General features: G+C 65.3%; 10 protein-coding genes. 9 read left to right on the top strand and 1 reads right to left on the bottom strand.

The genetic code is table 11. The features are described 5' to 3' along the window. Positions 1 to 143 precede the first annotated feature (143 nt). Positions 144 to 1,034 (top strand): LysR substrate-binding domain-containing protein, encoded by an 891-nt coding sequence (locus tag CFB41_RS28140; protein WP_089458715.1) that lies wholly within the window; start codon positions 144 to 146, stop codon positions 1,032 to 1,034. 9 nt (positions 1,035 to 1,043) lie between these two features. Here the strand turns inward: CFB41_RS28140 and CFB41_RS28135 are convergent, their stop codons facing one another. Beyond that, on the bottom strand, positions 1,044 to 1,937 hold the full coding sequence (locus CFB41_RS28135; RefSeq protein WP_089458714.1) for a LysR substrate-binding domain-containing protein: 894 nt from the start codon (positions 1,935 to 1,937) through the stop codon (positions 1,044 to 1,046). 128 nt (positions 1,938 to 2,065) lie between these two features. Here CFB41_RS28135 and CFB41_RS28130 point away from each other — a divergent pair, with 128 nt between their 5' ends. The 8 genes from CFB41_RS28130 (at position 2,066) to CFB41_RS28095 (ending at position 15,258) form a co-directional block, all read left to right on the top strand. Next, positions 2,066 to 2,560 carry a (2Fe-2S)-binding protein gene (locus CFB41_RS28130; RefSeq protein ID WP_089458713.1) on the top strand — a complete coding sequence of 165 codons (495 nt, stop codon included), beginning with the start codon at positions 2,066 to 2,068 and terminating at the stop codon, positions 2,558 to 2,560. A gap of 1 nt (position 2,561) precedes the next feature. Next, the gene (locus CFB41_RS28125; protein WP_089458712.1) at positions 2,562 to 4,808 is read left to right on the top strand and encodes a xanthine dehydrogenase family protein molybdopterin-binding subunit; all 2,247 of its coding nucleotides are present in this window, start codon (positions 2,562 to 2,564) and stop codon (positions 4,806 to 4,808) included. Positions 4,809 to 5,089: 281 nt separating this feature from the next. Beyond that, entirely contained in the window at positions 5,090 to 5,806 is a 717-nt protein-coding gene (locus tag CFB41_RS28120) for a YfiR family protein (protein WP_089458711.1), read from the top strand. Continuing rightward, positions 5,803 to 7,071 carry a diguanylate cyclase domain-containing protein gene (locus CFB41_RS28115; RefSeq protein ID WP_089441840.1) on the top strand — a complete coding sequence of 423 codons (1,269 nt, stop codon included), beginning with the start codon at positions 5,803 to 5,805 and terminating at the stop codon, positions 7,069 to 7,071. The genes CFB41_RS28120 and CFB41_RS28115 overlap by 4 nt, the downstream gene beginning before the upstream one ends. Before the next feature lie 86 nt (positions 7,072 to 7,157). Continuing rightward, a complete protein-coding gene (locus CFB41_RS28110; protein WP_089459017.1) occupies positions 7,158 to 7,670 on the top strand; it encodes an OmpA family protein in 513 nt (170 codons plus the stop codon). A 405-nt stretch (positions 7,671 to 8,075) separates the two neighbouring features. Continuing rightward, a complete protein-coding gene (locus tag CFB41_RS28105; RefSeq protein WP_089458710.1) occupies positions 8,076 to 10,196 on the top strand; it encodes a type VI secretion system Vgr family protein in 2,121 nt (706 codons plus the stop codon). Positions 10,197 to 10,217: 21 nt separating this feature from the next. Beyond that, a complete protein-coding gene (locus CFB41_RS28100; RefSeq protein WP_089458709.1) occupies positions 10,218 to 10,640 on the top strand; it encodes a DcrB-related protein in 423 nt (140 codons plus the stop codon). 7 nt (positions 10,641 to 10,647) lie between these two features. Next, positions 10,648 to 15,258 carry a PAAR/RHS domain-containing protein gene (locus CFB41_RS28095; protein WP_256941230.1) on the top strand — a complete coding sequence of 1,537 codons (4,611 nt, stop codon included), beginning with the start codon at positions 10,648 to 10,650 and terminating at the stop codon, positions 15,256 to 15,258. The last annotated feature ends 5 nt before the right edge of the window (positions 15,259 to 15,263 follow it).

The following is a 15,263-nucleotide window of genomic DNA, read 5'->3' as shown; positions in this document are numbered from 1 at the left end:
CAAGGCGCATTATTTTTTTGCGCCTTCCCCTCGCCGGCATCGAGTGACACACTGCGACGTGCACTGCTGCTTGGGACCGAGTGTCACCAGCCGAATGTGCTCTGTACAATATTTTTTACTGACGCTCTTGATACGTTTGCGATATGGACATGCGTGTGTTGCGTTACTTCGCGGTGCTGGCCGACGAACTGCATTTCGGGCGCGCGGCCGCGCGGCTCCATATCTCGCAGCCGCCGTTGAGCCAGCAGATCCGGCTGCTCGAGGAGCAGCTCGGCACCGCGCTGTTCGTGCGCTCGCAGCATCGCGTCGAATTGACCGAGGCAGGGAAAACACTGAAGGAGCAGGTGCCGCTGATCGTCGCGCAGTTCGATCGCGCGATCGATCTCACGCGTTGCGCGGGGCGCGGTGAAGTGGGGCGGCTCGCGGTCGGCATCATCAGCTCGGCGATGGTCGTGCCGATTCCGCGTGCGTTGCGCGTGTTCGCCGAGCGCCATCCGCACGTGCACTGGTCGCTGCACGAGATGACACCGGCCGCGCAGATCGATGCCCTGAAGGAAAAGCGGCTCGACGTGTGCTTCTTCCGGCTGTTCCAGGACGACCCGTCGATCCGCAGCGAGATCGTGGTGCGCGAAACGGCCGTGGCCGTGCTGCCGTCCGGCCATCCGCTCGCGTCGCGCGACGCGATCGCGCTTGGCGAGCTGGCCGGCGAGCAGTTCGTGTCATTCGGCTTGCGGCATTCCCAACTGGCGCGCTTCCTGCAACAGAGCTGTGTCGATGCGCGCTTCACGCCGCGGATCGCGCACGAGGTCGTCGAGGTGCACACGCTGCTGTCGCTGGTGCGTGAAGGGCTGGGCGTCGCGCTGCTGCCCGCGTCGTCGCGGCAGATCTCGACGGGCGGCGTCGCGTTCGTGCCGCTGCTGCCGCCGGCGCTCGAGGTGTCGCTGCAGGCGCGCTACCGCGTGGACGATACGTCCGCGGTGCTCGGCGCGTTCCTCGACACCGTGCGCGAGGTCGCGGCGGAGTTCAGCGCGTAGCGGCGCGTATCAGCGCGCGAGCGATTGCGCGACGAGCGCGCCGATCGCGTCGATCAGCGGCTTCACGCGCGCATGGCGTTCGCGCGGCCAGATCGCATGCAGGTTGTAGTGCGTCGGAATCGCGATCGTGCAGAGTTCGACGAGCCGGCCATCGCGGCGCGCATCGGCGGCGAGCAGCCCGCGCACCAGCCCGGCGCCGAGCCCGGACGCGAGCGTCGCGACGAGCCCCGCCGCGTTGTCGAACACGGCGATCGTGTCCGGTTCGACGGGTTCGAGCCCCGCCGCTTCGAGCCACGGAATCCACGACCGCTTCGTATAGCCGAGCAGCGGCAGTTCGAGCACCTGTTCGGGTGTGAGCGGCGCGGTCAACCCATAACGTTCGAGCAGCGCGGGCGCGGCCATCGCGGTCAGCCGGTCGGGGCAGACCAGCGCGCTGTCCACGCCTTCCCATTCCCCGTAGCCATAGCGCAGCGCGACATCGACGCGGTCGAATGCATCGCGATCATGGCGCGGCGCCGACAGCACCGTCAGCGTCGTGCCGTCGAGCGTGCGCATCAATGCCGGCAGCCGCGCGGGCAGCCAGCCCTGCATCAACTCGGGATCGACGTCGAGCCGGAGTGACGGGCCGGTCGTGCGCCCCTTCACCGACGACAGCGCGCGATCGATCTGCTCGAGCCCGTCCGACAACTGGTTCGCAAACAGCGTGCCGGCATCGGTCAGCATCACGCGGCCGCCGGCGCGGGCGAACAGCGGCTGGCCGATGAATTCCTCGAGCGAGCGGATCTGCTGGCTGATCGCGCTGTGCGTGAGCGCCAGCTGGCGGGCCGCGCTGGAAAAGCTGCCGACCCGCGCGGCATGCAGAAACGCCTGCATCGACTGGATCGAAGGGTATCGCTTGAGCATCTGTTAGTCCGACTGACAGGGATTCGACGAAATGATCGCTGGCGTACCCGTGCATCGCGTTTCGATAATGCTCCGGAACCGCGCGATGGGCGCGGGCCGACCTATGAATGCGAATCAGGAGACCGCGCATGATCGACATCGTCGTGAACGATACACGCCATTCGCTCGAGAATGTACCGGAGGATATGCCGCTGCTGTGGGTGCTGCGCGACCGGCTCAAACTTACCGGCACGAAGTTCGGCTGCGGCAAGGGCCTGTGCGGTGCATGCACCGTGCATCTCGACGGGCAGGCCGTACGCGCGTGCCTGATTCCGGCCGTCGCCACGCACGGGCGGCGCGTGACGACGATCGAGGGGTTGTCGCCGGACGGGCGGCATCCGCTGCAGCTCGCGTGGGTCGCCGAGGACGTGCCGCAATGCGGCTATTGCCAGCCGGGGCAACTGATGCAGGCGGCCGCGCTGCTGAAGGGCGGGCAGCCGGTGGACGACGACACGATCGTGCAGGCGATGTCGGGCAACCTCTGCCGCTGCGGCACGTATGCGCGCATTCACCGCGCGATCAAGCGTGCGGCGTCCGGCGATCCGGCGCTGGAGGCCGCGGCCGAACCCGCGAAGGAGGCGTGACATGCGCGACGATCACGCACCGGATGCACCGCATGGCGACGGCACGCCGCGCCGGCGTTTTCTCAAGCAGGGTTCGGCGCTGCTGGCCGCCGGCATCGCGATCGGCTTCCGGATGCCCGACGCGGCGGCCGCAGGCAAGCACGCAAGCGGCGATCCGCATCCGTCCGCCGGCGAATTCGAACCGAACGCGTGGGTGCGCGTGCTGCCCGACGACACGATCAAGCTCGTCGTACACAAGCACGATTCGGGCACCGGCACGCGCACCGCGCTCGCGGCGGTGGTGGCCGAGGAGCTCGACGTCGATCCGTTCCGGGTCGACGTGATCACGCCGGAAGATCCGTTCTTCGCCGACTACCTGCATCCGCTGTGGAAAGTGTTCTCGACCGGCGGCAGCACGAGTGTCGCGATGGAGTACGACCGGCTGCGTCGAGCGGGTGCGACCGCGCGTGCGATGCTCGTCGAAGCGGCGGCGCACCAATGGGGCGTGCCCGCTTCTGCGTGTACGACGGCAGATGGCGCCGTGCTGCATGCGTCGAGCGGCCGCCGCGCGACGTACGGTTCGCTCGCGCAGGCGGCCGCGCAATTGCCGGCGCCGAAGCAGGTCGCGCTGAAAGAGCCCGCGCAGTTCCGCTATATCGGCAAGCTGCGCAGGAAGCGCGGCGCCGCGCAGAAGGCCGACGGCTCGTTTCCGTACAGCATCGACGTGTCGCTGCCGGGGATGCTGGTCGCGGTCGTCACGCGCGCGCCGGTGATCGACGGCCGCGTGCGCAGCGTCGATGCGAAGGCGGCGCTCGCGATTCCCGGCGTGCGCGACGTGCTGCAGATTCCGCCGCGCCCCGATGTGCTCGGCGGCAACCAGGCTGGCGTCGCGGTGCTCGCGGACGACTACTGGTCCGCGCATCAAGGGCAGGCCGCGCTGACGATCGAATGGGAGGACAGCCTGTTCGAAACCTTCGACAGCAGCACGCTCGCCGCGCGGCAGGCCGCGTGGCTCGACGATCCGGCCGCGCGCGTCGTGCCGACGATCGCCGACGGCGATCCGGCGAAGGCCCAGGCGGCCGGCGCGCGCACGATCGAGGCGTCGTATGCGATGCCGCACAAGGCCGCGAATCCGCTGGAGCCGATCAACCTCACCGTTTGGGCACGCAATGGCGGTATCGAATACTGGGGCGGGCTGCAGGTGCCGTCGACCGCAACGGAAGCGGCGGAGCTGATCGGCGGCATTCCTGCGCATCGGGTGACGCTGCACGAGCTGGTGTCGGGCGGCAGCTTCGGCGCACGCGAATCGAAGTACTGGCTGTTCGAGGCGACGTGGCTCGCGGTGAAGACCGGCAAGCCCGTGAAGCTGATGAACAGCCGCGAGGACGAGATGCGCGCGCTGTTCTATCACGCGGCAAGCTACCACCGGGCGCGCGCGGTGCTCGATGCGCAGGGCAATCTCGCGTCGCTGTGGCTGCGCGCCGTGATGCCCGCGTCGCCGCAGCAGTGGGAGCCCGGCTATCTCGAGCGCACCGACCGGATGGATTTCAGCACGACCGAGGCAATCACGAAATGGGAGTTCGCGTATGCGGCGCCGCATCGCGACATCGGCTGGATCCGGATGGAGACGGGCGTGCCGACCGGCTGGTTCCGCGCGGTGAGCTACATCCCGAACGTGTTCGCGGTCGAATCGGTGATGGACGAGGCCGCGCACGCGGCGCAGCGCGACCCGGTCGAGTTCCGGCTCGCGCACATGCGCGACCGGCCGCGCCATGCGGCCGTGCTGCGTGAAGCGGCGCAACGTGCGGGGTGGGGCCAGCCGCTGCCGGACGGAGTCGCACTCGGCATTGCGACGAACCAAGCGTACGACAGCTATGTCGCGGTGGTCGCGCGGGTCGTGCGCAAGGACGGCGCGGTGCGCGTGGAGAAGCTGACATGCGTCGCCGATTGCGGGATCGCGGTGTCGCCGGCCGGCGTCGACGAGCAACTGTACGGCGGCCTGATGTGGGGGCTCGGCCATGCGACGTCCGATCGCATCGATTTCCGGCACGGCCGCGTGCAGCAGTCGAACTTCGATTCGTATCGCGTGATGCGGATGAGCGACATGCCCGATACCGACATTCACATCGTGCAGGGCGATCCGGCGAAGCCGGGCGGGGTCGGCGAGCTGTCGAGCCCGGCGGTGACGCCGGCGATCGCGAACGCGGTGTTCCGGCTGACGGGGAAGCGGTTGCGGGAGACGCCTTTCGATTTGTCGGCGGTGGCGTAGCGTGACCGAACGTATGAAGTTTGTCCTGCATCGACCGCCATTCCGCTGATCAATTCGCCGACGTCGCAACCCCATCGACGTCGGCGCATGCGTTCGCCCGCATCGTCGCGCGCAAGCGCCGATTCCGCATACGTTCCCCCGCTTCTCGCGGGTGTTTCCCACTGGTTGGTGGTGCGAATTTTTACCTAAGATGAAGCCATCATGCGCGTAATTCGGTGCCTGCACGCGCATGGAAGGAGGCGGGAGGCAGCGCCGGAGCGACGCCAGCGGATGTTGCCATCATGGATGCGAAAGTGTGCGCGTCGGCTGCCAGTCTCGCGACTGCAGCGACGCCAGCGGACGCGGCGGCAATCGCCGCGCGAACGGCGCCCGGCCGTCCCGGTCGAATCGCTCCGCTGCGCCACGCGCTGGTCGCAATCGTTTGCGTTCTGGGGGCCGCACAGGCCGTGCTTGCCGGGGCTTCCGCCGAGGCTGTCGATCCGTCCGACACGGTGCGCATCGTTGCGGCCGCAAGCCCCGCCGACCCCGCCGATCCCGCCACTCCGGCCGTTGCGACACACGACACGGCCGTGCGCCAGGTCGTGCTGGGCATCATCAGTTTCACCCGCTGGCCGACGACACCCGTGCGCCTGCATCTGTGCGTCACGGGCCGGCCCGACTATGCAAGCGGCCTGACCGACACGCTGCAGGCCGGCTCGACGCTGCTCGACGTGCAGCGTGTGCGCTTCGACGATCCCGCGCTCGGCATGGCCTGCGACATCGTCTATCTGGGCAACCTGAGCGAAGAGGAACGCGCGCGCGTGAGGGCGGCGGTAGCCGGCCATCCGGTGCTGACGATTGCGGAACACGATCCGTCCTGCACGGCGGGCGGCATGTTCTGTCTCAACGTCGACGGCGAACGCGTGTCGTTCGACATCAATCTCGACGCGGTTGCACGCAGCGGCGTGCGCGTGCATCCGAACGTGCTCAATCTCGCCCGGCGGCCGGGGGCACCATGACACGGCCCACGCCTCCGGTCTCGCTGTCGCGCGTGCCGCGCCCGACGCTGCAAAGCGTGCTGCGTCGCGCGCACCTGCGCCTCGCGTTCGTCGCCGTCACGATGGCGGCCGTGTCGTTGATCGTGGTGGCCGTGATTGCATTGCGTGCGTACGCCGGCAACAACCTGAACCTGCTGGCGCGCTCGCTCGGTTATACGGTGGAGGCCGCGCTCGTGTTCGGCGATCGCGTCGCGGCGGCTGAGGCGATCGGGATGATCGCCGGCGATGAGGACGTCGCGCAGGTGACGGTCACGGATAGCCAGGGCCAGCCGTTCGCGACGTGGCAGTTGCCTGCCGGCAGCGGGATCGCGCGGCTCGAGCGCGTCGTCGCCGACTTCGCGCTGCCGGGGCCCGTGACCGCGCCGGTGGTGCACGACGGCATCATCGTCGGCCACGTCGTCGTGCGCGGCCGCGGCCATCAGTTCTTCGGATTCCTGCTGGGTGGCGTGGGCGGCATTCTCGGTTGCCTGGCCGTCAGCGTGATCGGTGCGTACATCAGCTCGCAGCGCCTGCTGCGCAGCATCGTTTCGCCGTTGCGCGCGCTGGCGGGCGTCGCCCACGCGGTGCGGCGCGAACGTGCGTTCGCGCAGCGCGTCGAGCCCGCATCGATTGCCGAACTCAACCAGCTCGGCGACGACTTCAATGCGCTGCTCGACGAATTCGAAGACTGGCAGAACACGCTGCGCGACGAGAACGCGTCGCTCGAACACAAGGCGACGCACGATGCGCTCACGGGGCTGCCCAACCGCGTGCAGTTCGAGTCGCGTCTCGCACTCGCCCTCGGCGAAGCCGGGGTGACGGGGCAGCGGGTCGCGGTCCTGTATCTCGATTGCGACCGCTTCAAGGAAATCAACGACGGCCTCGGCCACGACGCCGGCGACGCGGTGCTGATCGGTATCGCGTCGCGCCTGCGCACGCAGGTGCGCGAGGCCGACCTGGTCGCGCGCCTGGGCGGCGACGAATTCGCGGTCATGCTGCCGGCCGTGCGCGAAGCGGGTAGCGTATGTCGTATTGCTGACGAGATCCTGTCCGGCATGGCGCCGTCGATCGAGCTGTCCGACGGCCGCGTGGTGGCCACCATGATGAGTGCCGGCGTTGCGCTGTATCCCGATCACGCGTCGGATGCGAGCGGCTTGCTGCGGGCGGCGGATGCCGCGATGTACCGCGCCAAGCGCGCCCGGCCAGGCTCGTGGCAACTCGCGGAAGGGGTCGCGGGGGCGGCTTGAGGTTCATCGTTTCACGCTGCGGGCGAGGCTGCGGCAGTGGGTGGAAAAAAGCGCTCGCGATGCGCGTGCAATCGAAGGGGTCAATGATGAGCAACACGTTTCCGGTTGGGCTTGGGCGCTTGTGCGTCGGCAGCGCGCTGCTTTTATGCATGCTGCTGGGAGGGTGCAAGACGCCGCCGCCGCTTCATCGTGGATTGACGCAGACGCAGGTCACCGCGCTCAAGTCGGCCGGTTTCCAGGAAACCCAGCAGGGTTTCGAGTTCGGCTCGACCGGGCCGATCCTGTTCGATTTCGATCGCTACAACCTCAAGCCCGATGTACGGCGGATCGTCGAACGGATCGGTCGCACGCTCCGCTCGGCGGGGATCAACGGGGTACGGGTCTACGGATATTCGGACCAGGAAGGCGTGGACGAGTATGACCTCGAGTTGTCCAGGCGGCGGGCGGAGGTCGTCGCGCTTGAACTGGTCGACGTGGGGCTCGATGCGAAGCGTATCGCGGTCGTCGGGAAAGGGAAGAGCGATCCGGTCGGGGACAACAGGACGCCGGGAGGAAGGGCGCAGAACCGGCGGGCGGCGATCGTGGTGTCGCCGCGGTGATCGCCGCGGTTTCCGTGGGCCGGATGAAAGTAAGTTGAAAGTTTAAGAAAACTCGCGATCGAACGCGACGACCGGCAGTGCGTAGCGGCACGGCAGCGTTTGCCAGCGCGCGTTCCGTTCCGAGCGTTCGCACTATTTCATCGTGACTGGGGGCGATGCCTCGCCCCGTACGGATCTGTCACACGTTTCATGCAGATTGTGTCCTGTTCCGCGCGTGCTGGCGCGGTGATTCGGCATGGGCGCCGCGTCCGGGCGGCCATGCCGCCGGCCTGTTTCCGGGCTATCGAGGGCCCGAACGGAAACGTTTGCAGGTGTCTTTCACGCGTGGGGATTTTGTCCTACATTATCGGGGCTTCGGGCCGGTCAGCCGGCACCAGGAACCTGAGAACACAAGAAGGAACAAGCATGAGTTTCGCTCCGAACGGGGGTATTCCCACTGGAATGGGCGGTAGTCCGCTCGGCTCGTTGAGCGCGCTCGGCGGTCTCGCCGGCCCGGTTGCGTCGAGCGTCGCCGGCAGCCTCGGGCCGCTTGCGGGTTTGGCCGGGCACGTCGACACCGTCCAGCGCGCGATGCAGCTCGCGCAGACCGGCTTCTCGCTGATGGACAAGACGCCCGCAGCGATTGCCGAGGCGATCAACGGCGCCGCCAACCCCGCGCGCCTGACTCAGCTCAACCGCTACGTGACGCTCGATACGCCGCTCGGCCCGGACGTGCTGCTGGTCAGCGCTGCCGTCGTCGACGAGCACGTGAACCGGTTGCCGGAGATCCACCTCGACCTGCTGTCGCATCGCCACGACCTGCGCCCCGAGGATCTGATCGGCCAGCAGGTCAAGATCCGGTTCGACCAGCAGGCGCGCCTGTCGACGCTCGAACGCGTCGTCGCATCGGGCGCCGCCGACAACGATCGTTACTTCGACGGCTACGTCGCGTCGTTCGACCGCGCCGGCAACCCCGGCAACGTCACGCAATATCACCTGACGGCGGTGCCGTGGTTCTGGTTCCTGACGCGCTCGACCGACTGCCGGATCTTCCAGAACAAGACCGCGCAGGACATCCTCACCGAGATCTTCCAGGAGCACGGCTTCTCCGACTTCGTATTCGATATCCGCACGGCCCAGAAGCCGCTCGAGTACGTCGTGATGTACCAGGAGAGCTACTACAACTTCTGCGCGCGGCTGATGGAGCAGGAGGGGCTGGTCTGGACACACCGCTACGAGAAGGACAAGCACATCCTGGTGATCGGCGATTCGAACCTGCTGTTCCGCCCGATCGACGGGCTCGCGACGGTGCCGTTCGCGGCCACCGAGGCGAGCGAGGACAGCGGCATCGATCAGTTGCATGAAGGCCGGCGCTTCGGCGTGGGCAAGGTCACGTTCCGCGACTTCAACCATCAGAACCCGTCGTCGCCGCTGATGCTGGTGGAGGCCGGGCCGCAGAACCTCAAGCATGCGCGGCTCGACGCGACCGAGCGGTTCGAGCACCAGTCGCTGTACGACCACGGCGACGACGGCAACCGTTACGCGCGTTTCGCGATGGAGGCCGAGGAGGCGCAGGCCCATCGCTATACCGGCGGCGGCTACGCGTGGCGCATGACGACGGCCGGCGCCGTGACTGTCGCGAATCACCCCGTCCTCGAGAACAACCAGGAATACGTGATCCTGCACGTGCGTCACGAGGCAGTGAACGACTACACGCAGCACAGCGCGAAGCTGCCGTATCGCAACAGCTTCGCGCTGCTGCCGAAGAAGATTCCGTACCGTGCGCCGCGCGGCACGCCGAAGCCGGTGATTCACGGTACGCAGTCGGCGATCGTCGTCGGGCCGAAGGGCGAGGAAATCTACACCAACGGGAGCGCCGTGAAGGTGCACTTTCCGTGGGACCGGCGCGGCAAGAAGGATGGCTCCGATTCGATGTGGATACGCGTATCGCAGCCGTGGGCAGGCGACGGCTGGGGCGCGGCCGCGATTCCGCGGATCAAGCAGGAAGTGCTGGTTGCGTTCAACCAGGGCGATCCGGATAACCCGGTGATCGTCGGTCGCGTGTTCAACGGCGAGCAGGGCAACCCGTACCACGGCGCGGCCGGCCAGACGATGGGGATCAAGAGCCAGACGCACAAGGGGCAGGGGTCGAACGAACTCTTGATGAGCGACGTGAACGGTGCGCAGATGCTCTACATGCACGCGCAGAAGGACATGCATACCGTCGTCGAGGACGCGCAGTGGACACAGGTTCTCAAAGGCGACCGGACTGTCGAGGTGGGGAAGGGCAACCATACGACGGCCGTCGCGGTTGGCAACCTGTCAGACGTTGTCGTGCAGGGCAATACGCTGCATAAGACTCCGCAGGGTGTGCATACAATCGAAGCCAAGGAACTCTGGATCAAGATCGGTGGCGAGGGCGGCACGCGGATCCACATGACGGCTGGCTCGATCGACATCTACAAGGGCGATTCGGTGATTCACCTCGATGACAGCAACATCAATATCCAGGCGTCCCGAACCGACATCAATCCGAAGAACGGCTAACAATAATCAGGATCACAAAGCATGTACCAGATGCAGGAAGGCACGTTGGCGCTGCCCGTGGAGTGGCAGGACAAGACGATGAACGTATTCGTGTCGGCGGCGGCCGGCACGGAGGGCGTGAGTTTCGTGATCACGCGCGAGCGGCTGCCATGGGGAATGAAGTTTGCCGAGTATGTGACAAGCGAAATCCGGAAGGTGGCGAAGCAGGTGCCGGATTATTCCGAGGTCGCAAATGAAGACGCTACGGTGTCCGGGCGCGCCGCGCACGTGCACGAGTTTACGTGGACGAACAATCAGGCGCTGATTCACCAGCGGCTGACGATGGTGGAGTACGGACCGGTCGTCCTGATGCTGACCTTCACTGCTCCCGGTACGTTGAGCGACACCCAGCGCGAACAAATCCGGGCAGTGATTCAGAGCCTTCAGCTGCGCGATCCGATCTGAGGCCGCAATGTCGGACACGCCAAATTACAACGAGCCGAGCGGCAGCGCACAGGAGCGTCTCGACCGGATCGCCAAGCTGGAGGACGGTGACGCCGCCAAAGCGGCCGAGCAGCCGTTTTACGAGAACCTCAACTACGGGATGCTCGGTGCCGACGCGGGCCTGACCACGCTTGAGGGGACGGCAGCCGGGTTGAGTGCGGCGGGTACGGCGTTGGCGGGTGGCGCAACCGGCGGAGCGGCTTTAGGTGCGGGGGCGGTCGCGGCCGGTACGGTGATGCTGCCGCTGGCGATTGCTGTCGGTGGAGCGTGGGCGCTCGACAAAGTCGGCGTGACGGGATGGCTCTCGAAGGAATTCACGCAGGTCGGTGACGCACTGGGCCTCACGATCGGCCGTGGCGATCCGCATCCCGCGTGTATCGGCGATCGGATCGCGCACTCGTCAGGATTTATGGGGATCCTCGCCGGCATTGCCGTAGGGGTCGCGATTGGTGTGGCGGTGGCGGCGACCGTGGCGACAGGCGGACTCGCCGGGGCATTGATCGTCGGCGCGTGCATGGCGGGCGGCCTGACGCTGGGCGGTGCGCTTGCGTCGGCCAGCCAAAGCATGGGCAGCAACTGTGGCGAGATCGTTACCGGCTCGGGCAACGTGTATTTTGAAGGTAAAAAGGTGGCGCGCGTCACGGACCTGGTGAGTTGCGAGCATCATTCCGGCGTGCCGCAGCCACTCGTTGACGGCAGCAAAACCGTGTTCGTCAACGGCCTGCCGCTGGTGCGGATCGGCCACGAAACGCACTGTAGCGGCAAAGTCAATTCGGGGCGTAACAGCATCTGGATCGACAAGACGACCGGACACTACGGCCCGAAGAACCCGGAGCTGTCCGCGACTCAGGAATTCCTGGCGGGTTTGCTCGGGGGGATAGTCGGCGGCGGTGTCGGAAAATTCGCCGGCAAGGGGTTGCGCGATAGATTCAGGCCCGAGCCCACCCGATCCGCCGAACAGAGCGGCGTCAAGGACGAGAATCGACCGAAGTGCAAGGATCCGGTTGATCCGGTATCCGGAGAAATGCTGGAGATTCGTACCGATCTTGCCATTCCCGGAATCTTGCCCCTTGAGTTCAAACGACGCTATCGGACTCGATCGGACGACCATGGATTGCTCGGTCACCGCTGGTCGGATAACTGGTCGCAGCAATTGACGTTCGCCGACGGTCGCTTCGTGCGATTTCACGACGGTGCAGGTCTTGTGATCGGCTTTGACGCGCCGGACATGGCGCTCAACGGCATCAATCTGCGCGAGCCACGTTATCGGCTGGTCGGCAGCCGGCTCGAGCCGCGTATCTTCGATCGCGATACGCGGCAACTGCGTATTTTCTCGCCTCTGGTCTACGGCAGTTCTTCTCGCCTCGAGCGGATCGAGGACCTCGACGGTAACGCGATCGTTCTTTCTTACGACTCTACCGGCCGTTTGAGCGGCATGGCTCATAGCGATGGCTATCGGCTCGAGGTGACCTATCACGGGTACGACCGTCGCCTGCAAAGGATCGTTCTTCACGATGCGGACGGGGATTCCCGAACACTCGTGGACTACGACTACCAGAACGGCATGCTCACCCATGTGGCGAGCTTCCAGTTTGGGCAGTTCCATTACGCGTACGACGCGCACGGCTGGATGACTCAATGGCGGGATACTGATCAAACCGATGTCCGATATCGGTACGACACGGCGGGCCGTGTTGTCGAGACCGGTACACGGCAGGGCTATCACACGGGGCGGTTCATTTACGAAACCGGTCGCACACGCGTGAGTGATGTCGATGGCGAATGGATCTACGACTATAACGATGACGGTCTTGTAACGGCCGAAACCGATCCGCTTGGCCATTGCGTGCGCTCGGAATGGGAACTCGGTCGTTTGATGGCACGGATCGATCCGCTGGGGCGCAGGACGGATTATCACTATGACGATTTCGGCCAGCTGATTTCGGTAACCGAAAGTTCTGGACGCACGATTGGCTTCGAATATGACGACGAGCAACGCCTTACCGGGGCGCGCTTGCCGAACGGTGATCGGATCACGCTCGAGTACGACCATCTGTACCGCCTGATTGCACGCACCGAACCAGACGGCGCCAGAACGACCTATCGCTACGGTCCCGGTGGAGAGCTGCTGCGAGTGGTTCAGGGTGATCGCGAGACGCGCCTGGACTACGACGACCGATTGCGGCTGACGGACATCGAATTGCCCGGAGGAGCGCACTTCCGGCGCAAGGCCGACGTGCTGGGGCGGGTGTTGGAGGAAACGTCACCCGACGGGCATGTGACGCGTTTTCACTATATCGAGGGCCCTGATAATCCGCGCGGCCTGTTGAGCTCGATCATCCGTCCGGACGGCTCGATGTCGCATGCGAAATACAACGGTGAAGGCTTGCCCGTCGAATGGATCGATCCACTGGGACGTACGATCCAGCGTACCTATGGCCCATTCGATCTGCTCACGGCGTCGATCGACGCCGCCGGACATGCAACGCGTTTTGAATACGACCACGCGACCCGGTTGACGAAGGTCATCAACGCACTGGGCGAAGCCTACTCGTACCGCTACGATGCGGCCGGGCGACTCGCCGCCGAGATCGACTGGGGGGGGCGCACGACCCAATACGAGCGGGATGCCGCCGGTCGCTTGCTGGTGAAGACACTGCCCGACGGTGGGCAGTGGCGCTATAGATACGATGCTCACGACCGGCTTGCCGAAATCGATGCAGGCGACGTGAAGCTTACCTATCGTTACGATGCGGGCGGACGGCTGGCATCGGCGGAGGTTCAGGGGGCGCACTCCCATGTGACGCGCTTTGCGTACGACAGCAGCGGCCGCCTGATCGGTGAAGATCAGCATGGCGAACTGTTGCGGCACGTCTACGACGCCGACGGGCAACGCTGTCTGCGGATGACCCCGAGGCGCGAGACGGCCTATGCGTACGATGAGTCGGGGGCGCTGATGCGGGTCGGGGCGCTGACGATCCAGCGTGATGGTCTGGGGCGCGAAATCGGCCGACAGGCGGGAGACTTTGTCGCACGGCAACAGTACGATGCGCTTGGCCGTATCCACCGGCAGATTGCAGGGCCTGCCATGGCCTTCGATGCCTTGCAAGCGGACCCGGCTCGTGCGTTCGAGCAACTGATGCGGCGGGTCTATCACTACGACATGGCTGGACAACTGGAGCGCATCGACACCGACGCCGATACGCTTACGTATCGGCGCGATGTGCGCGGCCAGATCGTTTCCGCGGAAGGTCTGCTGCAGCCGACGGAGCACTTCCGTTACGACGCGGCCATGAACATTGCCGCACACGGGCTGCAGGCGCCCGTCGATGTCCATCACTACCGTCGAGGCGGCTTGCCGGAACGGGTCGGCTATGCGCGCTATCGATACGACGCCCGTGGCCGCACGATCGAGAAGACGGTTGAACAACCCGGGTTCCGGCCGAGAACGTGGCAATACACGTGGGATGGTCTCAACCGGCTCGTAAAGGTCGTGACGCCCGAATGCGGCGTCTGGGCGTATCGTTACGATGCTTTCAATCGCCGGATCGAGAAGCATCAGGTTGGCGGCGGCGAAGCGGTGAGATTCTTATGGGATGGTCCGACGGTTGCCGAGCGCTGGGTCGAGCAGAAGGACGGCACGACGGGGCAGGTGGTGACGTGGCATATTGAGTCGGGCAGTTTCTTGCCGTTCGCGCAGGAGACCGACGAAGGCCTATATCCGATTCTGACGGACCAGATTGGCATGCCAAAGGCTGCGTTCGACGAACACGGTAAGCCGGTATGGAGGGCCGCATATTCCTTGTGGGGGAAATTGCTGCCGGCAAAGCGGGCGGCGAACGATGCGCGCATCGTACCGATCGATACGACGCTGCGCTTTCCCGGCCAATGGGCGGACGACGAGACGGGGCTCAACTACAACCTGAACCGGTACTACGATCCCGATTCGGGACAGTATCTCAGTCCCGATCCAATCGGACTGGAGGGTGGACTGCGGACGCAAGGGTACGTTACCGATCCTTTCGCCGAATTCGATCCTCTCGGCCTCGCGACTTGCAGCACCAACGACCCTCCAGTCGATAAAGGTTTGAGCGGCCGTGGTGTGCGCCCGGGACCCGGCGAACGTTCACTGACGAAGGAGCAGTATCGTGAATTGATGCGCAATCGAAATCAGGGCGACGCGCTACAGGCTGCTTTGGATCAGAAGATTGCGTCTCAGGACTATGTCTATCGCGCGACCACGTGGAGGGCTATCGAAAATTACCGCAAGCAAGGCAGCATCAGTGGCTATAAGGGTGCGGGGACGTACATGTCGACAGACTATGTCGGGACGAATCAAGGTGTGCTAATGGACCGCGGTCAGGTTTTCCAGCATTGGGGACCGCCCGACGTATTATTGAAAATTCCGACATCTGAGCTGTCTTCCGCAACCGTTCCAAGACCGCTCGGAGGAAAGCTGTCGGTTGGATGGGAACCCGAGACATCGTTCTATCCAGCGGCCGGATCCGGCGGACAGAATCAGTTCATGGGAACAACCAAATCGTGGTCTGACGACTGGATTATTCCGGTCGAAAAATGAGTGTG

Origin of the sequence: Burkholderia sp. AU33803, assembly GCF_002223095.1 — a bacterium.
In the GTDB taxonomy this organism is placed as follows: domain Bacteria; phylum Pseudomonadota; class Gammaproteobacteria; order Burkholderiales; family Burkholderiaceae; genus Burkholderia.
Note: the sequence above shows the minus strand (reverse complement) of the source record. Positions and strands in the feature narration are given on the sequence as shown.